We start from the raw sequence: 26,720 nt of genomic DNA, 5'->3' as shown, positions 1-26,720 counted from the left end.
TTCCTGTGGTCTGACCTCGTGGCTCAGATAGCCGGGGTAGGAGCCGGGCTTGCTATTCCGGTGGTCACTCTACGCTTGAGCGATAGCCTTACCCTTGCCGGCCTGTATGGAACCATCACCGGAATAGCTGCACTGGCAGGCGGAATCATCGGCGGCTCTCTTGCGGATATGTGGCGCCGCAAGCCACTCATCATTGTGACCAACGCTCTGGCCGGGGTACTCAACCTCGCGTTAGCGAGTCTCATCCTATCCGGAAGTTTCTCCCCCATGGTCTTCGGTGCGCTTCTCGGGAGCATGATGTTCTTTTACCGGATAGGTCAAGCTTGCTCCGACCCTTGCCTGCCCCAGCTCGTTGAGGAAGAACAGCTCGCCGCCAAACAAGGGCTCATCCAAGCACGTCTGCAATTTGCGGGACTCATCGGCCCCACTGTGGGCGGCGCGCTTCTAGAAGTCAATGTGGCACTGCCCTTCGTGTTTGTCGGTCTGGCAAATATCCTCACCATTGTCTTCTTCCTCTTCATCAGGGCTCGCCTAGACCCCACAAAGAAGGCAGAGAACAAGCTCCTACGCACGACGAAGGAAGGCTTAGCCATCGTGGCTCGCGCGCCACTACTTCGCGGGCTCATTGCCATGCAAACACTGTCGAACTGCGCAATTAACGGCTCGCTGTTCATGGCGGTCCTCATACTGGAGGAGGGGAATAACCCTGGATGGGTAACGGGACTAGCCCGCACGTCCATAGGCCTCATCGGGATTGTGGGGGCTTTGTCGACGGGTTGGTTGCAGAAGAAGTTCTCCTTCGCCACCCTTCAGGTAGGCACATGCGCCTGGGTTGCTGCATCAATCGCCTGTGGTGCCCTGCTCAGCCCCAGCCTGTTGATGATCATCCCCTTAGGGCTGTCTGTTCTTACAGCCCCAGCCGCCGGCGCGGTAACCTATGCCGCACTCCACAGGCTTCTGGCAGAAGAAACTTTTGGCCGAGTCACCAATATCCAAATGAGCACCGTCGTTTCACTCTCTAGTGTGTGGTCGACCCCGCTGGCCGCATTGTCTCATCGCTGGACCTTGACCACTGGTTTGTGGGCCAATGCGTTCGCCGGGCTCCTCGCTATCGGGCCCGCCCTTATCTTTGTGCGCCGAGCCGATCGCGTCCTTGCGCAAGCAGACGCGAGGGAGAAAGGGAATTCCCCTAGCCACTCATGAGCGCAAGTCAACTGTTCCTATGAATGAGACTCGGCTTCTTCTTTGTGATTCCACGGAACGATGGCGCTGACATCAGTGGTCTGGCGAGTTTTCCACAGATCGTATTCCTCTTGAGTCCGAGCCAGAACTCCGCGGAATTCCCAAAGTAGGCCGACCAGCGCAAGGCCATATCGGCGCTGATACCGAGCGCACCGCGGGTGATTTTGCAGACTTGAGAGCGGGTAGTGCCAATGTCGTTGCCAGGCGATACTGGGTAATTCCGCGGGTTTGAGGAATTCTAGGAGAAGAATTTCTCCGGGATGCGGAACGGGAACAACATCAACATGAGTGCGTGCTTCAGTGGTAGTCGATAAAGTCAACGCCAACAGCTCCTTCGGGGGCCTAAACGACAGGATGTGTTGGTGAAGTTATATGTTTAGCCGGTCTGGCGTGCTGGTATTAGGATTATTTCACTTATCCGGAGGCATAACGCAGCCTCGGACCTGAAATACCGCCGGGGGCATGCTGATGTGCTAGGTGCCGAGGGAGAGTGTCAGGAAAGTCGGCCCGGCAACACGCAAGGTCATCGAAGAACTCATCGCGGCGAAAGCCATCTCGGCCGAGGGTGTCAGGAAGTTTGTGTGTGAGGCTCTGATCTAGAAGGAGTTTCACAGATAATGACTACTGTGTCACCGAAGAAAAACCATGACCCGGCGAGGGTCAACGACATCAGTGAGAAGCTGATGGAAAATCCTTAAGCTCGCCAGCTTGATTGGCGTGCTGTCGATGTCCACCGATGACGCCAGCGAGCTGGTCAAAGGCCTGTTGCAGGCTTCGATTAACGCTGGTCTTAAGGCAGAGATGGATGCGCATTTGGGCTATAGCCATTCCGAACACAAGGCCAAAGCCCAGGTGGAAACCGCACAGAGCAGCAATCACCGCAACGGGTCGTACACCAAAACCGTCAACTCTGGCTACGGCGCGGTGGAAGTGACCGTGCCCAGGGATCGCGCCGGCACGTTTACTCCCCGGATGATGCCCAAGGGCACACGTCGGCTCACAGAGCTCGACGACATGATTATCTCGCTGTACGTCGGCGGGATGACCGTGCGCGATATGTGCCACCATCTCGCAACCACCCTCGGTGTGGATATGAGCCCGGATACGATCAGCACCATTACCGACGCGGTCTTGGAAGAGGTCATGATCTGGCAAACCGCCAGCTCGACGAGTTCTATCCGGTGATCTTCCTCGACGCGCTACGCGTTAAAATCCGTGACGGCCACCGCGTGGTCAACAAGTCCTGCTACATGGCGGTTGGTGTCGACATGGACGGCATCAAGCACATCCTGGGATTGTGGATCGCGGACAATGAAGGCGCCGCATTTTGGGCATCGGTGTGCGGATCTGGCCAACCGCGGTGTCCAAGACGTGTTCATCGTGTGCTGCGACGGGCTCAAAGGCCTGCCGGAAGCCGTGGAGGCAACCTGGCCGGATTCCATGGTGCAGACCTGTATTGTGCACCTGATTCGGGCTGCGAACCGGTGGGTGTCCTACCAGGACCGCAAATCAGTCTCCCGCACACTGCGTGAGGTCTACACAGCCGCTAACGAGGACACTGCACGTGCCAGCCTGGATGTCTTCGAGGCCAGTGAACTTGGCCGGAAATACCCCCAGTCGGTCAAAGTCTGGCGGGACGCATGGGAGCGGTTGGTACCGTTTCTGCAGTTCCCGCCAGCGGCGCGGCGAGTGCTCTACACCACCAACTCGATCGAATCGCTCAACGCCCAACTGCGTAAAGCTACCCGTAACCGGGGGGGGCAATTCCCGAACGATACTGCCGCACTGAAGACGCTGTGGCTGATGATCTGCGACATCGAAGACAAGCGCGCTGCCCAGCGAGCGAAGAAAACAAAACGCGACATTGAAGGCAACGGCTATATTGAAGGAGCGAAAGCCACCGGGTGGAAACAAGCCATCAACCAACTAGCCGTGGCCTACCCCAACCGATTCGCGGATTACTTGTAAACCAAGCCCCCGCACACAAAGAATCGGACACTCTCTTTTTCTTCATCTGCCCTGCACAAATAGGGCATCGTTCTCGGTTAGTAGTCACCGGAAGAATCAACCAGCTCACTATATACCATATGCACGTAATGACAGCCAAGCTCACCAGCAGCCGAACGAACGCTACGCCCACTGCCAACCAAGGCGACCAAGCCACGACGATCCGACTCAGACAACGAATGAAACGGGCCCACAACTCCAAGCACAACAACACCCTCCTAAGGGAAAGTGTTGCAACGACCCTCTGAACTCAAGAGGGGCATATAAAACGGGAGAAGCCCCCATCTCCCACCGCATTTAGCGCGGTAAGAGTGGGGGCTTCGAAAGCGTGAAGCTCAGTTAAATTACTTGAGCTCGACGGAAGCGCCAGCCTCTTCCAGCTTGGTCTTAGCAGCCTCAGCGTCGTCCTTGGAAGCGCCTTCGATGATGGCCTTAGGTGCACCTTCAACCATTTCCTTAGCTTCCTTCAGGCCCAGGCCGGAGACGAGCTCGCGGACAGCCTTAATAACGCCGATCTTCTTAGCGCCAGCGTCGGTCAGAACGACGTCGAACTCGGTCTGCTCCTCAGCAGCGGAAGCGCCGCCCTCAGCCGGAGCGCCCGGTGCAGCAGCAGCAACCGGTGCAGCAGCCTCAACGTCGAAGACGTCCTCGAATTCCTTAACGAACTCAGACAGTTCGATGAGGGTCATTTCCTTGAAAGCTTCAATGAGCTCGTCCTTGGTGAGCTTAGCCATGATGGCAAGTCCTTTCTGTGTTGTGTGCTTGTTCCCCGGTGATGAGGTAGCAAGCACGGTGTTTTATGTGTGCGTCTGTTGTGACGACTTAAGCTTCTGCTTCCTTCTTGTCCTGCAGAGCAACAACGGTGCGAACCGCCTTGGTTGCAGGAGCGTTGAAGACAGCGGCTGCCTTCGCCATAGAACCCTTCATAGCGCCAGCCAGCTTTGCGAGGGTGGTCTCGCGGTTGTCCAGCTTGGCGATGGCCTGAACCTGCTCCGCAGACAATGCGTCGCCGTCCATGTAGCCACCCTTGATGACGAGTGCCTTGTTGTCATCAGCAAACTTGGTGATGATCTTCGCAGCATCTACTGCCTCGCCCTTGATGAACGCAATTGCGGTCGGGCCAGTCAGCAAATCATCAAGACCTTCGATGCCAGCTTCGTTGGCAGCGATCTTGAAGAGGGTGTTCTTGGCGACGGAGTAGTCAACGTCAAAGCCCAGGTTGTTACGCAGCTCCTGCAGCTGGGATACGGTCAGGCCGCGGTACTCAGTCAAAACGACGGAGCTAGAATCGGCCAGCTTCTCCTTCAGCTCTGCCAAGTCTGCAGTGTTCTTTGGGTTTGCCATTGTCTCTCGCCTCCTTCCAAAACATCTCTTTTATTTTCCGCTGGGGCCTTCCAAAAAGAAAAGCCCCGTGCAAGAGCACAGGGCGTGCGACATGAGAAATGCCGCGGAATGCGCAAAGTGTCTCCTGCGTGGGCCGCCTCCAGGGTGGAGAACTTTCAATCCTTAGTGGATGACCAACGGTCTTCGGTGAACTTTGACTCGGCCACAAGGCCGTTCAAACTTCACAAGGGATACTACCGTGCTTTCCTCGCATTCCCAAATTGCCCAGCCGCGTAGGCTATCTAGTATGACTTCCCTCATGTGGTTTCGCGATGACCTGCGCTTATCCGATAACCAGGCCCTTACCCGCGCCGCGGAGGCCGCCACCGATAAAAACGGTTCAAAGCCAGAGTTAGTGGCCGTTGTCCTCGATGAGCCCGCCTACCCCAGCACCCGGCCGCTCGGTGGCGCCACTCACTGGTGGCGGGAGCGTTCGCTCCATGCCCTAGCGCAGGAGCTTGCCTCCCGTGGGGTGAAGCTTCTGCGCGCTACCGGCGATGCCCGCACCGTCATTCCCCGCATCGCCCACGAGGTTGGCGCCGATACCGTCACCTGGAACCGCCGCTACCACGGCCCGCTGCGCGAGGTAGACGCGAGGGTCAAAGCAACGCTTGCCGATGCCGGAATTAACGCCATCTCCTGCCCCGGTTTCACCCTCGTGGAGCCATGGGAGGTCACCAACGCCCAGGGCAACCCTTATAAAGTCTTTACTCCCTTCGCGGCCGCCGCGCGGTCCCAGCTTGCTGATGAGGAACCGCTGCCAGTACCGGAATTGCTGGCGGGGCGGGAGATGGGGGCATCGGCAAGCAGCAGTTGGCCCAACCCCAGCGCCGATGAACCGCAGTGGGCTGCGTCGCTCGCCCAGTATTGGACTCCCGGAGAGGCCGGTGCGCGCGAACGCCTAGCCCAGCTCGACTTAGCTCACTACGCCGAGGAGCGCGATATACCCGCGCGCAACGCCACGTCCCTGCTCTCGCCGCACTTGCGCTTTGGCGAGGTATCCCCGCGCGAGGTCTGGGTGGCCGCCGCCGAGGAGCCCGACGCGGAGAAATTTCAGTCCGAGTTGCTGTGGCGCGACTTTGCCTGGCACCGGCTCTACCACCTGCCCGATCTGGCCACCCGCAACGTGCGGCAAAAATTCAACCGCTTCGACTGGTCCTGGAATGACCCGCGGCTAAAGGATTGGCAGGAGGGTACGACGGGCATCCCGCTTGTCGATGCCGGTATGCGCGAGCTCTGGCACACCGGCTACATGCACAACCGCGTGCGCATGGTGGTGGGTTCGTTTCTTACCAAGAACCTGGGCATCCATTGGCGCCTAGGCGAGGAATGGTTTTGGGACACCCTGGTGGATGCCGATGCCGCCTCCAATCCGTTTAACTGGCAATGGGTGGCCGGCTGCGGCGACGATGCCGCACCCTTCTTCCGCATCTTCAACCCGGAAACCCAGGCTCAGCGCTTCGACCCGGATGGCGCGTATATCCGCCAGTGGGCGCCCACGCTATCCGCCCCGCCCATCGTGGACCTCAGGCAGTCGCGCCAAGCGGCGCTAGATGCCTACGCCGAGATCAAAGACGCAAACTAACGCCCAGTACCTTGGCTTTTCGTTCACACCGCAGGGCCTGATGTTCGATGCAAAAAGACCCCAAGGAAAATCCTCGGGGTCTTCATTCACGCGCTATGCGCTATCACCGTCTTAGTCGGTGTAGCCCTTCTGCACGGAGCCGTCCACAGGAATACCTGGGCCGGAGGTGGTAGAGATGGTGGCGCGCTTGATGTAGATGCCCTTTGCGGAAGCTGGCTTCAGGCGCTGGATTTCATCCATGAGGGCGCCGTAGTTCTCAGCGAGCTTCTCAGCATCGAAGGAAGCCTTACCAAGGATGGCGTGCAAGTTTGCAGCCTTGTCCACACGGAAGGAGATCTTACCGCCTTTGACCTCGCTAATTGCCTTAGCAACGTCGTTGGTCACAGTGCCGGTCTTCGGGTTAGGCATGAGACCACGTGGGCCCAAGACGCGGGCGACGCGGCCAACCTTGGCCATCTGGTCCGGGGTAGCGATGGCAACGTCGAAGTCCAGGTTGCCCTCATTGATCTGCTCGATCAGCTCGGAGGTACCAACGATGTCAGCGCCAGCTTCCTGAGCTGCGGTTGCCTTCTCGCCCTCAGCGAAGACGGCGACGCGAACGTCCTTACCGGTGCCGTTAGGCAGGGAGACAGTACCGCGCACCAGCTGGTCAGCCTTGCGTGGGTCAACGCCCAGGCGGAAGACGACGTCAACGGTGGCGTCGAAGTTCTTTGAGGAGGTCTCCTTGGCCAGCTTTGCGGCCTCGATCGGACGGTACAGGCGGGACTTATCTACCAGTTCCGCAGCGGCCTTAAAAGCCTTAGACTTGGTGCTCATTTAACAATTCCTTTTCTGGATTGGCGTGGTATTTGACGGGCCGAAGCTGGCCCTACCACATAAAGTTTTTACTTCTCCGGTGCGCCATCGATGTTAAGGCCCATGGAGCGGGCGGTACCAGCGATGATGTGTGCGCCGGCCTCGATGTCGCGGGCGTTGAGGTCCTCGAACTTGGTCTGTGCAATTTCCTTGCACTGATCCCAGGTGACGGAGCCGACCTTATCGGTGTGCGGGACACCAGAGCCCTTCTGAACGCCTGCGGCCTTCAGCAGCAGCTTGGCTGCCGGCGGGGTCTTCAGCTTGAAGTCGAAGGAGCGGTCTTCGTAGACGGTGATCTCAACAGGGACCACGTTGCCACGCTGGTTCTCGGTAGCGGCGTTATAAGCCTTGCAGAATTCCATGATGTTGACGCCGTGGGCACCGAGTGCCGGGCCAACTGGCGGTGCCGGGTTAGCGGCGCCAGCCTCGATCTGCAGCTTGATGAAGCCAGATACCTTCTTCTTTGGAGCCATCGAATTACCTCTTTCCTGTGGTACCGGACCTGCGTCACGATGAATAACGCGGCCCGTCCGGATGCTCACCTCAGTGGGCCACCGGAGGATGAAACGATTTACGTGTGCGCACGCAAAAGGCGCACGGCGTTCCAGTCTAGAACACCGTGCGCCCTGCACAAAATCATTTTTTAAGAAATGCGCTCGATTTCCGTCGGCGACAACTCCACTGGGGTTTCGCGGCCGAAGATGGAGACCAAGCCCTGCATTTTGCCGGTTTCCGGGTCGATTTCGGAAATGGTGGCAGATACGGCAGCCAGCGGGCCGGACAGGATGGTAACGGCCTCGCCCACCTCGAAGTCGTGGGCGTATTTCTTGGCCACTTCCTTCTCTGGCATTTCGACGACCTGCTCGCCCTCTTGCTCATTCGGGGCGGCCTCGCCCTTGGTGGCGGGCGCTTCATTCGGCATGAGGAACTTGGCCACGTCGCGGGTCTTGACCGGCGTCGCGTTGCCTTCATTGCCCACGAAGGAGGTCACGCCGGGGGTTTCGCGGATGACGGACCAAGCGGCATCGTTAAGCTCAGCGCGCACCAGGACGTAGCCCGGCAGCAGCTTGCGCTTAACAATCTTCTTCTTGCCGTCCTTGTTTTCCATGATCTGCTCGATGGGGACGACGACCTCAAAGATGGAGTCTTCCACCTCAAGGGTCTGGGCACGCATGTCGAGGTTCGTGCGCACCTTGTTCTCGTAGCCGGAGTAGCACTGGATGATGTACCACTGGCCCGGCTGCTTCTTCAGCTCGCGGGTGAAGTCGCGCAGGCGCTTGCGGTAAGCGGCGTCCTCGGCCTCTTCCTCGGTTTCGGCGGACTCCGCTGGGGCAGCCTCTGCGGACTCCGCGGCGGACTCGGCTTCTGCCGCGGGGGCATCGGCAAGCGCAGCGTCTGCGTTGTTGGTGCCATCCTCAGCCGGCGCTGCGGCCTCCTCTTGGGCGTCCTCGACTGCGCTGGCGTGCTCTGCAGCCTGCTCCTGCACGTTGGACTGCATGGCCTCCTCTAGGGAGGTTCCTGGGTTTTCGACGTTATTCTCGTCGCTCATGAGTGGTACTCCAAAATGTCATCGGCGCGTGTTGTAGAACCAGCCTACCCGCGGCGCGTGTGGGCAAAAAGTATCCCGCCGTTCCGGAGTGCGGAAACAGCGGGATAAAAGATTATGGGGTCATTCTAGCTAATTAGTCAGAATCTTCTCAACTCCGAGGCCAGCCAGGGTATCAACGCCCCAAACCAGCGCGGTCATGACAATCAAGAAGGCGAACGTAATGAGGGTGTACTGCAGCATCTCCCCACGAGTGGGCCAGACCACCTTCTTCATTTCAGAGACAACCTCGCCGGGGAATGCGGCGATGCCGCCACCCGGGCTGTCGGTGCGGTTTTTATCCTCAACGCGGACGACGTTCTTCTTCGCCGAGTCCGTGGAGGTCGTGGAAGCCGCACCAGAAAGCTGGCGCTTACCGGTGGGACGCGGGGCCGCCGAGCCGTTCGGCTGCTGCTCATCGCTCACAGCTAACCCTCCTTGGGAAATGAAATCTTTTTCTGGGCGCGAAACCCCGCCCAGACATAACTTTGTCAACCCTAGCAAAAGCTGCACGGGCAGGAAAGCACGCCAGGCGGGTACGCCGCATCTGTGACAAAAATATCCCCGCCACCTGGAAAGCTGGTGACGGGGATTCTTGCAGGGGCGACAGGACTCGAACCTGCAACCTACGGTTTTGGAGACCGTTGCGCTACCAATTGCGCCACGCCCCTATTTTGTTATCCGTGACGCTTGAACGTCACGCGCCGATGACCTTACCAGATCCCTAATTCCGCACGGAAACCAGTGCTCTGTTAAGGCCATAGGCACGGTAGTAAAAAAGCGCCGCAGTGGCGCTTTTCTTTCCCGGTAGCGATGGCGAGAATTGAACTCGCGACACAGCGATTATGAGTCGCTTGCTCTACCACTGAGCTACACCGCCATGGTGAACACCTTCATCCTGCAGGAAGATATTTCCTCCAGACATGAATGGAGCCCCCTGACAGAATCGAACTGTCGACCTTTTCCTTACCATGGAAACGCTCTGCCGACTGAGCTAAGGGGGCATATCCCAGCATCAAGCACGTCAATATTTCGTTGTGCTCTCCGTTGCGGACTTCAATAATTTAACCTGCCACCTCCACTTTGCACAAATCGCCACGTCAGCGCCCATAAGTGAGCAAATTTCTGCGGCTTAGACGATGGTGGTCCTGCCCGCCCGGTGTGCTTGAATGAAAGGCATGCTGGATCATAAAGACTGTCTTTCTCTCGACGCCGCGAAGCTCTACTACAACTCCGGTTTTTCGCAGGCGGAGGTGGCGGCGCACCTGGGAATTTCCCGGCCGACGGTCTCCAAATTGCTCACCCACGCCGCCGAGCGCGGCTTTGTCACCGTGAGTATTACCGATCCCCGCGAGCAGTCCGATGAGCTGGTTTCTGCGCTCTGCGAGCGCTTTTCGCTTGCCGATGCCCGCGTCACCGCCACCCCTCCCGGCGGATCCCTGCTCGCTGATCTAGGCAGCGCTGGCACCGCCCTATTGGAAGAACTCATTACCGATCACACCTCGGTGGGCCTTTCCTGGGGCGAGACCATGTCCGCGGTGGCCTCCCATTTACGCAAGCGTCCGCTAGAGGGCGTGGACATCGTCCAGCTCAAAGGTGGACACTCCCACTCGGAGCGCTCCACCAAGGATCTGCAGACTATGCAGGCATTTACCCAGGCCTTTAATGCCGAGGCACACCTACTCCCCCTCCCGGTCATCTTTGATTCCGTCGAGGCCAAGGAGTGGGTCGTCCGCGACCGGCACATTTCCACAATCCTCGATATGGGGGCGTCCGTGGACGTGGCGGTATTTACCGCGGGGGCCATCGAAAAGGAGTCCCTGGCGCTGAACCTGGGCTATCTCACCGAGGAAGAAAGTGAGGAACTTCTCACCAATGCCGTAGGCGATGTCTGTTCCCGCTTTTATACCGCCGAGGGCGCCATCGCCTCCCCCGCCGTGGATGCGCGCACCGTCGGCATCGGCTTGGACGATTTAACCCAACGCCCCACTCGCGTACTCGTGGCCGGCGGACACACCAAAACCCGCGCCATCAACGTAGCCCTTGAGATGGGCTTGGCCACCCACCTTGTAACCGATCAATCCACAGCTCACAGGCTATTGGAGCATAATTAACATAAAACGCGTCACACTGAGGGAACATTTGTTAACCATCCCATTGACATTGGTTCCGGGCGGACTAGACTAACCCATGTACACACCCGAAGTTCACATGGAGGAGCACGTCAATGTCCGCCACCGACATTTCCACCCCGCACATCAACCCGCACGGCGCACCAATCGCAGAGACCATCCTGCTGCCCGGTGACCCACTGCGCGCGAAGTTCATTGCTGATAACTTCCTCGAAGACACCGTCCAATTCAACGAGATCCGCAATATGCTGGGCTTTACCGGCACCTATAACGGCAAGCAGGTATCCGTCATGGGCACCGGCATGGGCATCCCGTCCATCGGCATTTACTCCTGGGAGCTCATCCACAAGTTCGGTGCGAAAAAGCTCATCCGTGTCGGCTCCATCGGCGCGATGCAAGAAGACATCGAATTGCACGATGTCATCGTTGCTTCCTCTGCCTCCACCGATTCCAACTTCCTGTCCCAGTATGACCTGCCAGGCACCTACGCTCCCACCGCATCGTGGAAGCTGCTCAAGGCCTTGGTTGATGAATCCGAGAAGCAGAACCAGCACATTCACGTGGGCAATATCTTGAGCTCGGACATCTTCTACAACATGGACCAGACCGTGAACGACCGCTGGGCACACATGGGCGTGCTCGGCGTGGAGATGGAATCCGCAGCGCTCTATGCCACCGCCGCCGAAACCGGCGTTGACGCCTTGGGCCTGTTTACCGTCTCCGACAACATCGTCACCGGCAAGCAGCTTTCCGCTGAAGACCGCCAGACCGCCTTCCGCACCATGGTGGAGCTCGCTCTGCCGCTCAACGCGCTGGACTAAAAGGACCCCGCCGCCATGCTGAAAAAAGTTAAGGCCACCCCGGGTGAGCGCACCCAGGTAAATCCCAAGGCCGCCGTCCCCATCCTGCTTTTCGTCTTCGTCTTCTCCCTCATCATTGACAATGGTTTCAAGACGATGACCATGCCGATCGCGGAAGCGCTCGAAATTTCCGATAAGACCGCGTCGCTGCAGGCCTCCCTGGCCGGCGTGATCATTGGTATCGGTGCCGTTGTCTACGCCGCCTTGGCAGACTCCATCTCTATCCGGAAACTGATGCTTACCGGCATCGTTTTTGTGGCCGTAGGTTCCATCCTGGCCTTCGTCTTCTCCGGTTCGTGGGCCATGGTATTAACCGGCCGCCTGATTCAAACCACCGGTTTGGCCGCCGCTGAAACACTCTATGTCATCTACGTGACCAAGCACTTGAGCGAGGATGATCAAAAGACTTACCTCGGCTTTTCCACCGCCGCCTTCCAGGCTGGCCTGCTCATTGGCGCGCTGACCTCCGGATTCATCTCCACCCACGTGTCTTGGACCGCGATGTTCCTCATCCCGCTCATCCTCCTGCTGACCATTCCGCCCATCATTAAGAATGTGCCGGAAGATGAGGCCGTGGAAAGCCACCTGGACGCGCTCGGCCTGTTCTACGTAGCCCTCTTTGCCAGCGCGCTTATCTTGTTCATGCAGGATTACGCCTGGTACTGGCTCATCTTTGCCATCGTGGGCGTTGCCGCATTCACCGTGCACATCAAGAACGCAAAGAACCCCGTGGTCACCCCGGAATTTTTCACCAATGGCCGCTACGTGTGGACCATTATCATGGTGCTCTTTGTCTATTCCACGCAGCTGGGCTTTATCTTCCTGCTGCCCTTCGCAGCCCATGACATGCACGGCATGAGCTTGGATCAGGCTTCGCTGTTGATGGTTCCGGGCTATATCTGCGCCATCCTCGTCGGTATCTTCTCCGGCAAGATTGGCAAGGTCATGTCCTCTCGCGCCACCATTTACACCGCCTTTGGCATGGTTGCCGGCGCGCTCTTGTTCGCCGCGTTCTTCGCGCAGGTTCACGTTTCCGTACTCATCATCGCCATCGTGGCCTTTGCCAGCGGCTTTGCGCTGATGTACGCCCCACTGGTCAACACCGCCCTGCGCAATATCAGCGCAGCCAAGTCTGGCATCGCCATTGGTTTCTACAACCTCACCATCAATATCGCCGTGCCCCTGGGCATTGCCTATACCGCCAAGCTGCAGGAATCCACCAGCTACACCACCACGCTGTTGGTCCTCACCTTCATCGCCGCCATCGGCTCTGGCCTCTATGTGGTCTCTGACCTCAAGATGGCCCGTAAAGAATCCGCTTCTATTTCCTAAAGGAGAAAATCATGACTTCTCGCACTGACGTTGCTTCCTACATCGACCACACCCTGCTCAAGCCGGAGGCCACCTCGGAGCAGTTCCGCGCCTTGGTAGAAGAGGCCACCGAGCTTGGCACCTATGCCGTGTGTGTCTCTCCTTCCGCCCTGCCGCTCGAGACCCCAGAGTCCCTCCATGTCGCCACGGTCGTGGGCTTTCCTTCCGGCGCCGTCAAGCCGGAAATCAAGGCTGCTGAGGCAGCCCGCGCGGTTGCCGATGGCGCCGAGGAAGTAGACATGGTCATCAACATCCCGCTGGCCATCGAGGGCCGCGCCGAGGAGCTGCAGGCAGAAATCCAGGCCGTGCGCGATGCCATCCCAGGCAAGGTGCTCAAGGTCATCATCGAGTCTGCCGCGCTTTCCGATGCCGCCATTGTCCTCGCCTGCCAGGCCGCCGCTGCCGCTCAGGCGGACTTTGTCAAGACCTCCACCGGTTTCCACCCCGCCGGCGGTGCCTCCACCCACGCGGTCAAGCTCATGCGCGAGACCGTGGGAGACAAGCTGGGCGTGAAGGCCTCTGGCGGCATCCGCACCGCCGAGGATGCCCTCGCCATGATTGAGGCCGGCGCCAGCCGCCTGGGGCTGTCCTCCTCCGCCAAGATCCTCGAGGAGCTTTAAGCCATGTCTGTGGATAAGACCTTCGATATCGAGTACGCCCGCACCTGGGCCGAACACGATCCGGATGCGGACACCGCTCGCCAAGTGCTGACTTGGATTGAAGAAGATAACTCCGAAGAACTCGCCGCCGCCTTCGCTGGCCCCCTGAACTTTGGTACCGCGGGCCTGCGCGCCGCCGTGGGCGCGGGCGAATCCCACATGAACCGAGCCGTGGTCATCCGCACCACTTATGGGCTTATTACCTGGCTCAAGCAGCAGGTCGATACCCCGGTCGTGGTCATCGGCTGCGATGCCCGCCACGGCTCCGCACAGTTCCAGCGCGATGCCGCGCAGGTTATCTCCGCCGCCGGTGGCAAGGCCCTGGTCCTGCCTGCACAGAACCCAACCCCGCTGACCGCTTTCACGGTCCGTTCCCTGGGCGCGGACGCCGGCATTATGGTTACCGCCTCCCACAACCCGCCTGCCGATAATGGCTACAAGGTGTACCTGGGTGGCCGCGTTGCCACCGGCCCGGGCGAAGGCGTGCAGCTCATCTCGCCAGCAGATAAGGAAATCGCCGCCGCCATTGCTGAGGCCCCCTACGCCGACGAAGTTCCGCTCACCTCCGAGCACATCGAGGACGTCGATACCCGCGCGGAGTACCTCGACCGCGCCGCCGCATTGGTTGGTGACAATACCGATATCACCATTGCGCTGACCGCCATGCACGGCGTGGGCGCCGAGCTGGGTAAGGAACTGCTGTCTCGCTGCGGATTTACCGTCTCGCTGGTGCCAGAACAGGCCGCTCCTGACCCAGATTTCCCCACGGTTTCTTTCCCCAACCCGGAAGAGCCCGGCGCCCTAGACCTTGGCATCCAGCATGCCGAGAAAATCGGTGCCGATATCCTTATCGCTTACGACCCCGACGCCGATCGCTGCGCCGCCGCCGTGCCTATCGATGGCACCTGGCGCCAGCTCAGTGGCGATGAGACCGGTGCTTTGCTTGGCGATTACCTCGCTCGCCGCGGCGCTACCGGCAACTTCGCCAACTCCCTCGTATCGTCCCGCCTGCTCGGGCGCATCGCTGCGCACTACGGCCTCGGCCACGAGGAAACCCTGACCGGTTTCAAGTGGATCGCCCGCACTCCGGAGCTCGCTTTCGGATATGAAGAAGCCATTGGTTTCTGCCCCGATCCCAACGCAGTGCGCGATAAGGACGGCATCTCTACCTCCGTGGTGCTCGCCAGCCTCGCCGCCGAATGCAAGTCCACTGGGAGCAGCCTCCTAGGCCGGTTGGATGATATTTACGCCACGGTCGGTGCCCTGCACACGCAGCCGCTGACTTTCCGCGTCGAGGACTTGAGCCTGATTGCCCAAGCAATGGACAAGGTCTCTACCACCCCGCCGACGGAGCTCGCCGGCTCCCCGGTGTCCAAGGTGGAAAAGTTTGCCCAAGGCTCGAAGTTCTTCACCGATAACGATGACCGCGTCATCGTTCGTCCCTCCGGCACCGAGCCCAAGCTCAAGTGCTACCTAGAGTCCCCCGACGCCGGTCGCCTCGATGCCATCGCGGCCGACCTGCGCGATTACTTCGGGCTCTAATCCGCCCGCTTACTGAAGACAGTCTTATGGGCCAGCAGGATATCGCCACCATAGCGCGAATCTGCTGGCCCATACGGCTTTATAAGGCGGCCTAGAGCACAAGGGCTCTTCTTTCCCTACGCGGGAAGCACCCCACTCGGGCGGGCCCTCGTGCCATCAGGTCAATTACTTAACATCCAAGTATTCGACTAGTTCTTCCGCGATCTTCTTCGCACCCGTTGGGCCAAGGCCCAAGAACCAGAGGTCATCGCTGACGCGGAAGGCCTTGCCTTCCTTCACCGCTGATAGATTCTTAAATTGTTCGGATTCGACAATTTTGTCCTCACCAGTGGCCGATGGATCGCCATAGCTGGAGTAAAACAGGTAATCTCCGTCTGCCTCAGAAATGGACTCTGGAGAAATCTCCGCTGCCAGCTCATCAATGTCCTGGTTTTCTGGGCGATCCAGTCCCGCATCGCGCAGAATGACACCGATGAGGGACTTATTGGCGTACAGGCGGATCTTGTCTGGCATGAATCGAAGCATGGAGACCGTCGTGTCCTTCGGCATTTTCTCCTTGATTTGAGCCAAGGTATCCGCATAGTCATTGAGGATATCGACAGTCTTCTCCTCTTCACCGAGCGCATCACCGATCAGCCGGAAGTCTTCCTTCCATGGATATCCTGGGCGAATAGCCAACACGGTCGGCGCGATATCGGAAAGCTGCCCGTAGAGATCGTCCACGCGCAGCTGGCTGCCCACAATGAGATCAGGCTTTAGCTCCGCGATTTTTTCGACGTTCACCTCTTGAATGGTGCCCACCGAAGGTACGTCTTTCACCTTGTCAGCCAAGTAATCCGGCACTGGATTCGCACCCTTAGAGGTAACCATGCCTACCGGCTTAATCCCCAAGGACAGCACAGAGTCGAGCTCACCCATATCCAGCACCACTACGCGCTCTGGCTTCTCTTTGATCTCAGTTTCACCATTGGCGTGTTTGATAGTGCGCGGGAACTGGCCGGGCTCAGCGTCAGTTCCCAACTTGGCGGTTTCTTCATCTGCTGTACCAAAGCGCTCACCACTATGGGAGACGCTTTCATTGCCCGAACCACCCTTGGATTCGTCATTTTCGGCGGCACTGCAGGCAGACAGTGACAAGGCAATGGCGACGGCGGCAGCCATGCTTGATAGCAGGCGTTTTTTGTTGAACAATACTTCTGACATAATGGTTAGCCTAAGCTAACTTACTTATTTGTTGAAAATAATATGACGCATACCAAATCAACGCTCCCCCCAATGGGTGTACCGAATGCTCGTCGCCGCAGGTGGCGGGTCGGCGTATTCCTTGCACTTGCACTTCTGCTAATGGTGCTTCTGATTGTGCTCAGCCTATTCATCGGCGCGCAGTCTTTTAGCCCCTCTGAAATAGTCGCAGGCCTCCGCGGTGGCCCCGGCAGCGGCACGGCTGGAGACATCCTCTACGAGCGACGAATCCCACGCACCGTCGCCGCCATCCTTGCGGGTACTGGGCTCGCGGTCGCCGGCTGCATTCTCCAGATCATCACCCGAAACCCGCTGGCAGATACCGGAGTATTCGGTATGAACGCCGGTGCCGCCTTCGCGGCCGCGCTCGCACTTAGCGTGTTCGGACTATCTTCGCCCATAGCTTTTACCGCCGCCGCCTTGATCGGCGCGAGTGGCACCATGCTATTAGTTGCGCGCCTAGGACGTGACGTGTCTGGAGCCATTGATCCGCTCCGTATCGTGCTTGCCGGCGTGGCGTTAAGCGCTGTGTTCGAAGGCCTTTCTGAAGGCATGTCGCTCCTAGATCCGCAAGCCTTCGCCCGAATCAAGGCGTGGATGGTGGGCAGCATGGATATAGCCGCTACCACCCCGCTTTATCTCATGGGGTGTGGATTGGCTATCGCCGCAGTGATGCTGCTTTTCCTAGCACCCCGCCTGACCGTCCTGCCGCTAGGTGAACACGCTGCAGAAGCACTTGGCATCAACGTAGCCCAAACCCGCGCATTGGCCCTCTTTGTTGTGTCTTTGCTCGCCGCAACGACCACTGCCGCAGTCGGCGTTTTAGCATTTGTCGGCATGCTTGTCCCCCACTTGGTTCGCCAAGTAGGCATCACCAATGAGCGCGATCAGATTTGGATTAGTGGGTTAATCGGTCCAAATCTGCTTCTCTTCGCCGACATCATTGGGCGGCTTATCTTGCCCGGCGAGTTACCCGCCGGAGTAACCGTCGCGATAATCGGTGCTCCTTTCCTCATTTTCCTTGCACAACGCAAGCAGGTGGTTCTATGAGGACCACAGACCTAAATGCCACGAGGACCGCTACCACCTCGGTACGCACCATCGCTGCGCGATACCGCCGCCGCGAAATAATCGTGCTTTTTGTGGGCATCGCCGCAGTCCTTCTCGCTGCCGTCGTAGCGCTGACGTACCCTGGCGCAGGACTAGATCGCGTGTCGGCTTGGCAGGCGCTCATTCACCCCGACTCCGGCTTCGGCACCACCGTAATCTACGAATGGCGCTTGCCCAGAGTCACCGCTGCCATCGTGGTAGGGGCTGGCCTCGCTATCGCCGGCACACTTTTTCAGACCGTAACCCGCAACCCACTGGGTTCGCCCGACATCATTGGTTTTAACACCGGTGCCTATACCGGGGTGATCGTGGTGAGCTACTTAGGGTTTAGCAGTTTTATTAACGTCGCATTAGGAGCGGTGATCGGAGGCGGGATCACCGCTCTGATCATCGTCGTCCTGGCCCTGCGCAGACAGGTAAGCGGCATGCGACTCATCCTGGTCGGTATCGGAGTCTCCCTTACGCTCTCCGCGGTCAACCGTTACCTCATCTTGAGCGCAGATTTGGACACGGCCATGGCTGCGGCCACGTGGGCTGCTGGTTCGCTCAACGGCATTGAATGGATTTTTGTCGGCCCAGCGGCCATCGTGCTGGCACTAATCATCGTGCTAGCTTTCACGTTGAGGTCGCGTTGCGAGGCCCTAGAGCTTGCCGATGACACCGCCTACTCCCTCGGCCTAAATGTAACCCGCACCCGCCTTGTTCTAGTGTTCCTCTCTGCCCTTTTAACAGCACTGTGCACCGCGCTGGCCGGTCCGATTTCTTTCGTAGCCTTAGCGGCACCACACCTGACAAGGTTCCTTACCGGTGGCCAACGAGTCAGCCTCCCTGCTGGTGCACTTATCGGCGCCACCTTGCTATTGGTCTGCGACATCATAGGGCAACAGCTTTTCCACCCCACCATGCTTCCGGTTGGCGTCGTAACCGTCACCTTGGGCGGCACGTATCTGATCATCCTCATGCTCTTCGCGCACCGCACCTACCGCAGGTAATTTTGAAAGGACTTTTCCCATAATGGCTTTCCCAGATTCAGACAGCGATGGAGACATCGCGGTAGCAGTACAGGGCGCTACCATCACTTACGGTGACTTCACCGCCGTAAACAACGTAAGCGTGGACTTCCCACGCGGAAAGTTTACATGCATTATTGGCCCCAATGGCTGTGGCAAATCCACGCTTCTGCGCGCTGTGGCGCGAGTATTGCCCACAGAGGCAGGCACTATTTCCTTAGAAAACAAACAGATTGATTCTTTCGGCCGCAAAGAATTATCGCGGCGCATCGCGCTCATGGCCCAAGATGCAATAGCCCCTGAACACCTCACCGTGACGGAACTGGTAGCACGTGGCCGGTTCGCACACCTAGGGCCGCTAGGGCAGCGCAGCAGCCAAGACTTCGACAAGGTATCCCAAGCAATATCGACGGTGGAACTGGATTCGCTGGCTGACCGGCGAATGAATGAATTATCCGGCGGTCAACGCCAACGCGCTTGGTTGGCCATGGCGCTAGCCCAAGACACCCCAGTGCTCTTACTAGATGAGCCCACAACCTTTTTGGATTTGGGCTATCAGCATGACTTGCTCACTCTGGTGAGAAACCTCAGCGAAAACGAGCGCAAAACAGTCATCGCCGTAGTACATGACCTCCAGCAAGCGATACGTTTCGCCGACCATATAGTAGCGATGCAAAGCGGGCAGTTAGTCGCCCACGGAAATCCCGTGGACATAATCACCTCAGAACTAATTGAGCACCTATATGGCCTACCCGTAGAGGTTACCAAGGCTGGGCAGCAAGGACGGACAGTAATCATTCCAGACTGAAGTTTGAAGTGTCCCAGGTTTTTCCTCTGAGTAGACGGGAAATCTAAACTAGGGCCTGACCCCCGGAAAGTAGACACATCGGGGGTCAGGCCCAGCGGATTCATAAGGCCTTGGACTACGCCACCCCACAAGAAGTAGAAACCGAATACTATCTCACTCAGCCCATCAACACAGGGTCGTAAACGGAGCGGAACTCAACCCAGGACGCTTCAAAATTTGGGAATCACCTACCCGTGGCCATTTCCTCTTTATCTTTATCCGGCCATACCGTCACTGCTTTGTATGTGTAGTAGACACATGCCACGAATACAACAATATTTCCAAAGATGATCCACTGCGGTATATCATTCGGCAGAACTATCTCTAGAACAGCACTCACAAAGCACATCATTGCAACGTTTGTACTCAACGCAATGATCAGCATTCTACGTCCAAGGCCCATTTTTATCCCCTTACTTTTTCGTGTTTCCTATATTTATCCGCACTGGTCAGCGGCTGTTATGATAGAACCAGATGCGCTTGCCATGGTAGCTGCAGCCAGCGTAGGCCCAATAGGGCCTGTGAGCGGTGCAGAGGCGACCCCGACTGCAGCTGCTGTAGTCCCTCCGATCCCTACGAGGATGGTCCCCGCACACCCAGCAGCAGACCGAGTCTGAATGAGGGTTGCGTCGACCAACTCTGGATCAACATTCGTTGAATACTTTGCAGCGATCTGGTTGCCCTCTACCGAGTATTCGATGTCTACTTTCTCTCCAGTGGTGAGAGTCTTTGAAGTGGGCAGAGCTTCTTCTTTGCCATTCGGGCTTTCTACAACTACTGCGTCTGCTTCTTTATGAACATTGCCGTTTACTACTTCAGCGGAGTATCCACTCTCATTAGCGTCATTGATTACGAGAAGTGCCTGTTGCTCCTCCTGGGCCTTAGCAATCCTTTCCTTAAGGACATCATTTCCCGTCCCTATGTTGGTTGACTGCTGAACCTCGTTCTGAGGAGTTTCTGCGGATGTAGCGACTGGCGCTGGTGCGAGTACAGAAGCTAGTGCGATAGAAGCAGCAAGCTTAGTTCCGAACTTCAAGGAAAAACCTCTTTCTGAATTCTGGAATACGAATGAACTCAGGTGGATGATAAGGTCTGCGATCGTCCTGCGCAAGACATAACTGGAGTATCCCCTTTTGACCTTTAAGGGTTAAGGGTTAGAAAGTGTGTCTGGGATCGGGGATTTTTAGGTTCTGACCTGTAGGTTAGCGTGAAATATATGCTTTGGGAGCATATATCTGGCCTCAACACGGTAAATCCCCAGTGTGGCTGCCAGTCTGTGGTAGTAGGCGGTGGTGTGGTGACTCAATGCCAAAGAACCGACCACGCTGCTACTGCGGCGGTGATACCAAACGCAATGGAACAACCAGCAAAGGCACTACCCGATGGCGATGTAAGGCCTGCGGAGCCTCAGTCAATAAAAGTCGGCCAGATGTCACAGTAGCAGACCACCAGTCCCGTTAGACCCCCGAGCGTAGCTACATTCCCACTATGCACAGTCCTTCACTTGCATACTTGGCAAGCATTAGACTTGCATGCACAGCGAGTGTTACACTTGCCTTAGTTGCAAACCAGGGAAGTTGGCGTTAGGGAGAAGAACGATGAGCGACGACCTTAAGATCATTCACGACGTTCAAAAGCGCACCACGTGGAAACAGAGCTGGTGGGCGGTGGCGATAGTGGCGCTTGGCGTCGGCGGCGGTCTCGCGCTAACCAAGCTGTCATGGTGGTACGGCCTCGCGGTTCTTGTACCGACGTTCGTTCTGGGCTATCTCCTCAAGGATAAGATTGCAAACCCATTCGTGCGCCTCGATCCAAATATGGGTCCGAGCAACGATCACGCAACCTGGTCACGAGTATTGCTACCCGGTGCAATGATCATGTCTACAACACCGACGCCGGATTCATGGCCCTGGATAGTGTTCTCCGGAGCGGTAGTCACTGCAGCTACCGCGTGGATGTTGTATGAGAACCGCAACGCCGCTGTAAAGGGTGTCAATGTCTAAGGATTCTTCACCACGCCCAGCAAAGCTGGATCCGGTCATCCACCCCATCAATCGGCTTAAAATTTGTGCCGCGCTGTTCCATTCAGGCGCAACCGACGGCAGGCAGATGAAATACGCCGTGCTTGCAGAACTCACCGAGCTTCCCGCCGATACGCTGTCCAAGCAGTTGAAACATCTTGAGGACAGCGGCTATATCAGCCGCACCCGCGAATATGGCTCCACGCGCGCGAAAGACGCCGTCTGGGTCGCGTTGACTCAGACTGGAACAGGAGCCTATGCACAGCACGTTGCCGCACTTAAAGCCATGACAGAGGGCTCATAGGCTGCGCAGCCACTGCATAATGTGCTGCCACAACTGCGGAAATTCGAGGTAGCCGTCACTCCCCGGGAAGTGCCCACCGTTCTCAATGGTAGTGAGCGGAGCCGAGAAAACGTCGGCAAGCGTGATGGCTGTATCTAAAAACAGAACTGCCCGACGATCCCGTAGAAATCGCCAGGCAGTCCAACTGGGGCCAGGACCAACTCGCCAAAGTACAAACCCTGACCCACAACGAGAACCAAGCCGACCACGAAACAGGACGACCAACCCTCTACGACAACGCTATCGACACCAACTACACCCATTCAATCGGCATCCAAAAAGGCCAAATCTAGCCCAAGCGACACGCCGAGCCAGACACACATTTTGACCCTTAACCCACCTTTAAGCCCCAAGACACACTTTTTGTCGCATATGCCACGAAGCCCCGCAAGCTTCAGCTTGTGGGGCTCCATGTTGTGCCAGGTAGAAGATTCGAACTTCTGAAGGCAATGCCGGCGGATTTACAGTCCGCTCCCTTTGGCCGCTCGGGCAACCTGGCATGCACTCTGTGGTGCGTGTATGTACTTTACTATGAAGCACCCACCTACCTCCAAATCGCCAGCGCAGCAGGGAGAAATGGGGTGTGTAAGAGGGGACATCGACAAGCAGCTAGCCCACGCGGCGAACGGTGTAGTCCGCGAGCTGGCGCAGCGCTTGGCTAGCGGAATTTTCCGGCAGTACGGAAAGCTGTTCTTCTACGGTGCGTAGGTAGGCGTTAATGTCCTCTAGCGCCCTCTGACGGCCGCCAGACTGGCGCAGGAGCTCGATGGCACGCTCGACCTCAGCATCGGTTTCTAGGGGGCCTGTCAGCAGCTCACGCAGCTGGTCTCCCACCTCCCCGTCTTCTTCCAAGGCGTAGAGGACGGGGAGGGTAAAGACACCCTCGCGCAGGTCGGTGCCCGGGGTCTTTCCGGAGTCCTTCGGGTCGGAGAAGATATCAATGACATCGTCCACGATCTGGAAGATCATGCCGATGGCGCCGCCGATGCGATACAGGGCCGCAGCGTGGTCGGCCGAGGCGCCCGAGTGATACGCGCCGAGGTAGCCGGCAGAGGCGATAAGCACCGCGGTCTTTTCCTGAATAACGGCCATGTAGTGGTCCACGGGGTTGGCTTCGCCGGCACCGATGGTCTCGCGCATCTGGCCGGTCACCAGCTCTTCAAAGGTATCCGCGAAGTGGCCTACGGTATGGGTATCTAGTTGGCTCATCAGGCGGGAGGCGTGTGCGAGGAGGGCATCGCCGGCAAGGATGGCTACGGAGTTATTCCACCGAGAGTTGGCGGATTCCACGCCGCGGCGGCGGTCCGCCTCATCCATCACATCATCGTGGTACAGGGTAGCAACGTGCACCATCTCCACAACGGTGGCGGACTTAATAACCTTTTCACAGCCCGGTTTGGCGCCGTACTCAGAGGCAAGCAGGGCCATCATCGGGCGAAAGCGCTTGCCGCCTGCCTTGGACAGATGGCTTACCTTGTCCTTCAAGAAGTCCTGGCCGCGGTCAGTTTCACTGCGCAGCTTTTCTTCTACTGCTTCCATGCCCGCGCCAATGCGTTCATTAAGCTGTGGATCACCAAGATCCACGTGAGTGGCATGCGAGTGGCCGTGAGTCATTAAATAGCGTTCCTTGCAATTAAAAGCCAGAGATAATCGTTTATCTACCGTAGTCCAAACCAGCCCCCTTAACACACTTGAGGGGTTGAACTAGTGCAATGATAGTCCCTATGTCGGAACAGATCGATTCCCCCCGCCCTGTCGAAGTCGCCATCATCGGTGCAGGACCCGCAGGAAGTGCCGCGGCCATCCATGCCGCCCGCGCTGGCTATGAGACTGTCCTCATTGATTCAGCCACCTTTCCCCGCGATAAAACCTGCGGCGATGGCCTCACCCCGCGGGCAATGCACCAACTAGATAAGCTCGGCATTACCGTTAACGCCTCCTACCGCAACCGCGGGCTCAAGCTGCACGGCTACGGCGGAGACGTCACCGCCCCGTGGCCGCAGACTTATCCTTCCCAGGTAGGCACTGCCCTGCCGCGCTTTAGGCTCGATGCCCAGTTGGTAGAGGCCGCCACCGCCGCAGGAGCCACGCTAATCTCTGGTACCCCCGCGAGCGCCCCGGTCATGGAGGGCAACCGGGTGACATCGTTTCGCATTGGTGAGCGGATAATTCGGCCGAAATGGCTCATCGTGGCCGATGGCGTGCGTTCTACCTTTGGCAAGCAATTGGGCCGCACCTGGCACCGGGACGAGGTCTATGGCATCGCCGCGCGCTCCTATGCCGCCTCCCCTCAGGCAACCGAGCCGTGGATGCACTCGCACGTGGAATTAAAAGACGAAGACGATTCCGTCCAGCCCGGCTACGGGTGGATTTTCCCCTTAGGTGCAGAGCTTGGCCAGGTCAATATCGGCGTCGGCGCGCTGTCGACCGCGCAGCGGCCGGCCAAGATTAATACCAAAAAGTTGCTGGAGTTCTACGCCGCCCAGCAGCGCGCGGAGTGGGGCCTTGGGGACATCGAACACGTCACCTCTGCCCTGCTGCCCATGGGTGGGGCGGTCTCTAATGTGGCGGGGGCCAACTGGATGCTCATTGGCGATGCCGCCGCCTGCGTCAACCCCTTAAACGGCGAGGGCATCGACTACGGCCTCGAGACCGCGGCGCTTGCGGTGGGCATGCTCGGCCCAAAGGATTTCACCCTCGCGTGGCCGGCCACCCTGCGCGAGCACTACGGCGAATCCTTCCTGCTCGCGCGCACGGCCGCCCGCCTGTTGACCTACCCGCAATTCCTGCCCGTGGCGGGGCCATTGGCGCTGCGCGGGCCGGTGGGCCGCTTGCTGATGCCCGCCGCGGCGCGCCTTATGGGCAACCTCATCACGGAGGAGGACCGCGACCTTATCGCCCGCCTGTGGCGCACGGCCGGCCGCACCGTAGGCGCCGTCCGGCGCGATACGCCCCTGTGGGCCTCCACCGCGGCGGTTTAGGGAGCTTTAGGGGTTACTGTGGGGCATCGGCAAGCGGTTTTGTTGCCGAGTGCAAGGCGACGATGCCCAGGGTGAGGTTTTGCCAGCCCGCGTCGGCCCAACCATTGCGGTTGATGGCCGCCGCCAACTCCTCTTGGCCAGGCCAAGCGCGGATGGATTCCGCGAGGTAAATATAGGCATCCGGGTTGGAGGAGACCACGCGCGCAACAGGAGGCAGCAGGCGCATGAGGTATTCCTTGTACACGGTGCCAAATACCGGGACGATGGGCGTGGAAAATTCCGCCACCGCTAGGCGCCCGCCCGGCTTGGTCACGCGCGCCATTTCCCGCAGCCCCAGCTCGTAATCGTGGATATTGCGCAGGCCATAGGAGATGGTGACGGCGTCAAACGTATTATCCGCAAAGGGCAATTTCATGCCATCGCCGGCCACCTTGGGCACGTCGCGCTCGCTTCCGGCGGCGAGCATGCCGCGCGAAAAATCGCAGGCTACGCACCACGCACCGGATTTAGACAGCTCTTCTGTGGACACCGCGGTTCCGGCCGCGAGGTCGAGGACCTTCTCCCCCGGCTGCAGGTTAAGGCGCTCGCGGGTACGCTTGCGCCAGCGCTTGTCCTGCCCAAAGGACAAGACGGTATTGGTGAGGTCGTATTTTTCGCCGACGGCGTCAAACATGCGCGCGACGTCGAAGGGCTTTTTATCCAGATCTGCCTTAGACACAAATGCCTAGTCTAGGCTACGCGCGCCCCAAGGGCACGAGCCGCCCACCGTGGCAGCTCTGGCCGCTGCCCCAAAATGGTCAGCGGCACTCGGCGGGTATCTTCTAATACCTCTTCGTAGTAGCCCACCAGCTGCTCGCACAGCGCGGTCCACGTCTTCGAAGAAATGGAGGCGCGGGCATTATCCCGTAATTCTGCGTGTACCTCTGGGTTTAAGAGCGCATCGACGGCATTGGGCAGGTCCTCGACAAAGCTATCCACGTCTAAAAGCAGGCCGTTATAGCCTTCCTGGATAAGATCCACGGGCCCGCCTGCCCGCGGGCCGATGGTGGGCACGCCAGAGGCTTGGGCCTCTTGGATGGACTGACAGAAGGTTTCAAATTCGCCGGCGTGCACAAAGACATCGAGCGAGGCATAGGCCTGGGCTAGCTCCTCGCCGCTGAGCGCCCCGGTAAACACTGCGTTGGGAAGCTGCGCCTCCAAAAGCGGGCGTTCGGGGCCGTCACCAACGATGACCAGCTGAATATCCTCGCGGTCATTGAGCGCGGACAAGCGGTGCACGCCCTTTTCCGCGGCCAAGCGGCCGACGAAGCCGACGATATTCTTCTTTCCACTCCGGTCCCATCTGCGGCGCAGAGCAGCAGAGTGCTTTTCGGGATGGAATAGCTCGGCATTGACGCCGCGGCCCCAGTGGCGCACGTGCTTGATGTGGTGTTTTTCCAAGTCCCGGATGGTCAGCGAGGAGGGCGCCAAGGTCATCTGGCAGGAATTGTGGATGGTACGCAGCCACTCCCACACGCCATAAGCCAAGGCAGAGGCGTGGTACTTCGTGGCGAAACCGGCGACATCGGTTTGGTAGAGCGCCACTGCCGGAATGCGCTGTTGCCGGGCCGAAAATGCGCCCGCTGCACCCAGCACGAACGGGCTGGCCAGGTGGATGATATCGGGCTTGAACTTCCTCAGTGCATCATCCACGGCCGTGGTAGGCACGCCCACCGGCAGCGAATCCACCAGCGGCACGCGCACGGTGGGCACGCGGTAGATGGGAAAGCCCAAGTAATCGGGTATTTCTTCTTGGCCCTCGCGGGCACCGGGGGCGATGACAATCGCATCGTGTCCGGTTTCGTGCAGGTGCTCTAAAACGCGCAGCACCGAGTTTGTCACGCCATTGACATTGGGGAGGAACGATTCGGCCACGATTGCAACTCGCATGCCACCATAATGGCCT

24 protein-coding genes, 4 tRNA genes and 3 pseudogenes are annotated in these 26,720 nt (G+C 58.5%); 16 read left to right on the top strand and 15 right to left on the bottom strand.

The features are described from left to right. Window positions 1-18 precede the first annotated feature (18 nt). Entirely contained in the window at window positions 19-1,203 is a 1,185-nt protein-coding gene (locus CACC_RS02005) for an MFS transporter (protein WP_005276865.1), read from the top strand. A gap of 656 nt (window positions 1,204-1,859) precedes the next feature. Continuing rightward, a pseudogene (locus tag CACC_RS02000) lies at window positions 1,860-3,210 on the top strand (IS256 family transposase). Window positions 3,211-3,593: 383 nt separating this feature from the next. Here the strand turns inward: CACC_RS02000 and rplL are convergent. Together rplL and rplJ are read right to left on the bottom strand one after the other, a co-directional pair. After that, a complete protein-coding gene (gene rplL / locus CACC_RS01995) occupies window positions 3,594-3,983 on the bottom strand; it encodes a 50S ribosomal protein L7/L12 (protein ID WP_005276856.1) in 390 nt (129 codons plus the stop codon). Between the two features lie 88 nt (window positions 3,984-4,071). Next, a complete protein-coding gene (rplJ, locus tag CACC_RS01990) occupies window positions 4,072-4,593 on the bottom strand; it encodes a 50S ribosomal protein L10 (RefSeq protein ID WP_005276854.1) in 522 nt (173 codons plus the stop codon). A gap of 286 nt (window positions 4,594-4,879) precedes the next feature. On the opposite strand from rplJ, the gene CACC_RS01985 reads away from it, so the two are divergent. Beyond that, complete coding sequence (locus CACC_RS01985; RefSeq protein WP_005276849.1) at window positions 4,880-6,217, top strand: cryptochrome/photolyase family protein; 1,338 nt, start codon at window positions 4,880-4,882, stop codon at window positions 6,215-6,217. 111 nt (window positions 6,218-6,328) lie between these two features. Here the strand turns inward: CACC_RS01985 and rplA are convergent, their stop codons facing one another. The 7 genes from rplA to CACC_RS01950 form a co-directional block, all read right to left on the bottom strand. After that, the gene (gene rplA / locus CACC_RS01980; RefSeq protein ID WP_005276847.1) at window positions 6,329-7,033 is read right to left on the bottom strand and encodes a 50S ribosomal protein L1; all 705 of its coding nucleotides are present in this window, start codon (window positions 7,031-7,033) and stop codon (window positions 6,329-6,331) included. A gap of 68 nt (window positions 7,034-7,101) precedes the next feature. After that, window positions 7,102-7,545, bottom strand: a complete 444-nt coding sequence (gene rplK / locus CACC_RS01975) for a 50S ribosomal protein L11 (RefSeq protein WP_005276845.1) — start codon at window positions 7,543-7,545, stop codon at window positions 7,102-7,104. Window positions 7,546-7,715: 170 nt separating this feature from the next. After that, the gene (gene nusG, locus CACC_RS01970; protein ID WP_005276843.1) at window positions 7,716-8,621 is read right to left on the bottom strand and encodes a transcription termination/antitermination protein NusG; all 906 of its coding nucleotides are present in this window, start codon (window positions 8,619-8,621) and stop codon (window positions 7,716-7,718) included. Between the two features lie 129 nt (window positions 8,622-8,750). After that, a complete protein-coding gene (gene secE / locus CACC_RS01965; RefSeq protein WP_023016713.1) occupies window positions 8,751-9,083 on the bottom strand; it encodes a preprotein translocase subunit SecE in 333 nt (110 codons plus the stop codon). A 172-nt stretch (window positions 9,084-9,255) separates the two neighbouring features. Beyond that, window positions 9,256-9,328: transfer RNA gene (locus tag CACC_RS01960), tRNA-Trp, on the bottom strand. Between the two features lie 137 nt (window positions 9,329-9,465). Further along, a tRNA-Met gene (locus CACC_RS01955) sits at window positions 9,466-9,537 on the bottom strand. Between the two features lie 48 nt (window positions 9,538-9,585). Further along, window positions 9,586-9,661, bottom strand: a tRNA-Thr gene (locus CACC_RS01950). A 174-nt stretch (window positions 9,662-9,835) separates the two neighbouring features. Between CACC_RS01950 and CACC_RS01945 the strand changes: the two genes are divergently transcribed. The 5 genes from CACC_RS01945 (at window position 9,836) to CACC_RS01925 (ending at window position 15,221) form a co-directional block, all read left to right on the top strand. After that, window positions 9,836-10,771 (top strand): sugar-binding transcriptional regulator, encoded by a 936-nt coding sequence (locus CACC_RS01945; RefSeq protein WP_035108349.1) that lies wholly within the window; start codon window positions 9,836-9,838, stop codon window positions 10,769-10,771. Between the two features lie 113 nt (window positions 10,772-10,884). Beyond that, window positions 10,885-11,610 carry a purine-nucleoside phosphorylase gene (deoD, locus tag CACC_RS01940; RefSeq protein WP_005276837.1) on the top strand — a complete coding sequence of 242 codons (726 nt, stop codon included), beginning with the start codon at window positions 10,885-10,887 and terminating at the stop codon, window positions 11,608-11,610. A 15-nt stretch (window positions 11,611-11,625) separates the two neighbouring features. Continuing rightward, window positions 11,626-12,981: an MFS transporter gene (locus CACC_RS01935; protein WP_005276835.1), complete on the top strand. Its 1,356-nt coding sequence runs from the start codon at window positions 11,626-11,628 to the stop codon at window positions 12,979-12,981. 11 nt (window positions 12,982-12,992) lie between these two features. Continuing rightward, window positions 12,993-13,640 carry a deoxyribose-phosphate aldolase gene (gene deoC, locus CACC_RS01930; protein WP_005276833.1) on the top strand — a complete coding sequence of 216 codons (648 nt, stop codon included), beginning with the start codon at window positions 12,993-12,995 and terminating at the stop codon, window positions 13,638-13,640. Window positions 13,641-13,643: 3 nt separating this feature from the next. Next, complete coding sequence (locus tag CACC_RS01925) at window positions 13,644-15,221, top strand: phospho-sugar mutase (RefSeq protein ID WP_005276831.1); 1,578 nt, start codon at window positions 13,644-13,646, stop codon at window positions 15,219-15,221. A gap of 165 nt (window positions 15,222-15,386) precedes the next feature. Here CACC_RS01925 and CACC_RS01920 read toward each other — a convergent pair whose 3' ends face one another. Then, a complete protein-coding gene (locus CACC_RS01920) occupies window positions 15,387-16,424 on the bottom strand; it encodes an ABC transporter substrate-binding protein (RefSeq protein ID WP_005276829.1) in 1,038 nt (345 codons plus the stop codon). A gap of 141 nt (window positions 16,425-16,565) precedes the next feature. Here CACC_RS01920 and CACC_RS01915 point away from each other — a divergent pair, with 141 nt between their 5' ends. The 3 genes from CACC_RS01915 to CACC_RS01905 are packed head-to-tail and all read left to right on the top strand — an operon-like array spanning window position 16,566 to window position 19,391. Further along, window positions 16,566-17,513 (top strand): FecCD family ABC transporter permease, encoded by a 948-nt coding sequence (locus CACC_RS01915; protein WP_005276827.1) that lies wholly within the window; start codon window positions 16,566-16,568, stop codon window positions 17,511-17,513. After that, window positions 17,510-18,565 carry a FecCD family ABC transporter permease gene (locus CACC_RS01910; RefSeq protein WP_005276826.1) on the top strand — a complete coding sequence of 352 codons (1,056 nt, stop codon included), beginning with the start codon at window positions 17,510-17,512 and terminating at the stop codon, window positions 18,563-18,565. The genes CACC_RS01915 and CACC_RS01910 overlap by 4 nt, the downstream gene beginning before the upstream one ends. Before the next feature lie 22 nt (window positions 18,566-18,587). Then, a complete protein-coding gene (locus tag CACC_RS01905; RefSeq protein ID WP_005276825.1) occupies window positions 18,588-19,391 on the top strand; it encodes an ABC transporter ATP-binding protein in 804 nt (267 codons plus the stop codon). Between the two features lie 475 nt (window positions 19,392-19,866). Here the strand turns inward: CACC_RS01905 and CACC_RS01900 are convergent, their stop codons facing one another. Continuing rightward, window positions 19,867-20,466 carry a hypothetical protein gene (locus CACC_RS01900; protein WP_232207984.1) on the bottom strand — a complete coding sequence of 200 codons (600 nt, stop codon included), beginning with the start codon at window positions 20,464-20,466 and terminating at the stop codon, window positions 19,867-19,869. 269 nt (window positions 20,467-20,735) lie between these two features. Between CACC_RS01900 and CACC_RS01895 the strand changes: the two are divergent. From CACC_RS01895 to CACC_RS01880, 4 genes and pseudogenes are all read left to right on the top strand, one after another. Continuing rightward, window positions 20,736-20,873, top strand: a pseudogene (locus CACC_RS01895) (transposase-like zinc-binding domain-containing protein); the annotation flags it as partial. A 155-nt stretch (window positions 20,874-21,028) separates the two neighbouring features. Further along, entirely contained in the window at window positions 21,029-21,433 is a 405-nt protein-coding gene (locus tag CACC_RS01890; protein ID WP_005276821.1) for a hypothetical protein, read from the top strand. Continuing rightward, complete coding sequence (locus CACC_RS01885) at window positions 21,426-21,755, top strand: transcriptional regulator (RefSeq protein ID WP_005276819.1); 330 nt, start codon at window positions 21,426-21,428, stop codon at window positions 21,753-21,755. Before CACC_RS01890 ends, CACC_RS01885 begins: the two co-directional genes overlap by 8 nt. A gap of 125 nt (window positions 21,756-21,880) precedes the next feature. Continuing rightward, window positions 21,881-22,087, top strand: a pseudogene (locus CACC_RS01880) (IS1249 family transposase); the annotation flags it as partial. 124 nt (window positions 22,088-22,211) lie between these two features. Here CACC_RS01880 and CACC_RS01875 read toward each other — a convergent pair. Further along, window positions 22,212-22,293: transfer RNA gene (locus tag CACC_RS01875), tRNA-Tyr, on the bottom strand. A 110-nt stretch (window positions 22,294-22,403) separates the two neighbouring features. Beyond that, on the bottom strand, window positions 22,404-23,408 hold the full coding sequence (locus tag CACC_RS01870) for a polyprenyl synthetase family protein (RefSeq protein ID WP_005276810.1): 1,005 nt from the start codon (window positions 23,406-23,408) through the stop codon (window positions 22,404-22,406). 98 nt (window positions 23,409-23,506) lie between these two features. Between CACC_RS01870 and CACC_RS01865 the strand changes: the two genes are divergently transcribed. Next, window positions 23,507-24,775, top strand: coding sequence for a geranylgeranyl reductase family protein (locus tag CACC_RS01865; protein WP_005276808.1), 1,269 nt, complete (start codon window positions 23,507-23,509; stop codon window positions 24,773-24,775). 13 nt (window positions 24,776-24,788) lie between these two features. Here CACC_RS01865 and CACC_RS01860 read toward each other — a convergent pair whose 3' ends face one another. Both CACC_RS01860 and CACC_RS01855 read right to left on the bottom strand, forming a co-directional pair. Continuing rightward, on the bottom strand, window positions 24,789-25,493 hold the full coding sequence (locus CACC_RS01860; protein WP_005276807.1) for a demethylmenaquinone methyltransferase: 705 nt from the start codon (window positions 25,491-25,493) through the stop codon (window positions 24,789-24,791). A gap of 11 nt (window positions 25,494-25,504) precedes the next feature. Next, the gene (locus CACC_RS01855) at window positions 25,505-26,704 is read right to left on the bottom strand and encodes a glycosyltransferase family 4 protein (protein WP_005276805.1); all 1,200 of its coding nucleotides are present in this window, start codon (window positions 26,702-26,704) and stop codon (window positions 25,505-25,507) included. Window positions 26,705-26,720: the final 16 nt, after the last annotated feature.

Source organism: Corynebacterium accolens (assembly GCF_023520795.1).
GTDB classification, from domain to species: domain Bacteria; phylum Actinomycetota; class Actinomycetes; order Mycobacteriales; family Mycobacteriaceae; genus Corynebacterium; species Corynebacterium accolens.
The sequence above is the reverse complement of the archived record's forward strand: the minus strand, read 5'-3'. Positions and strand labels throughout refer to the sequence as shown.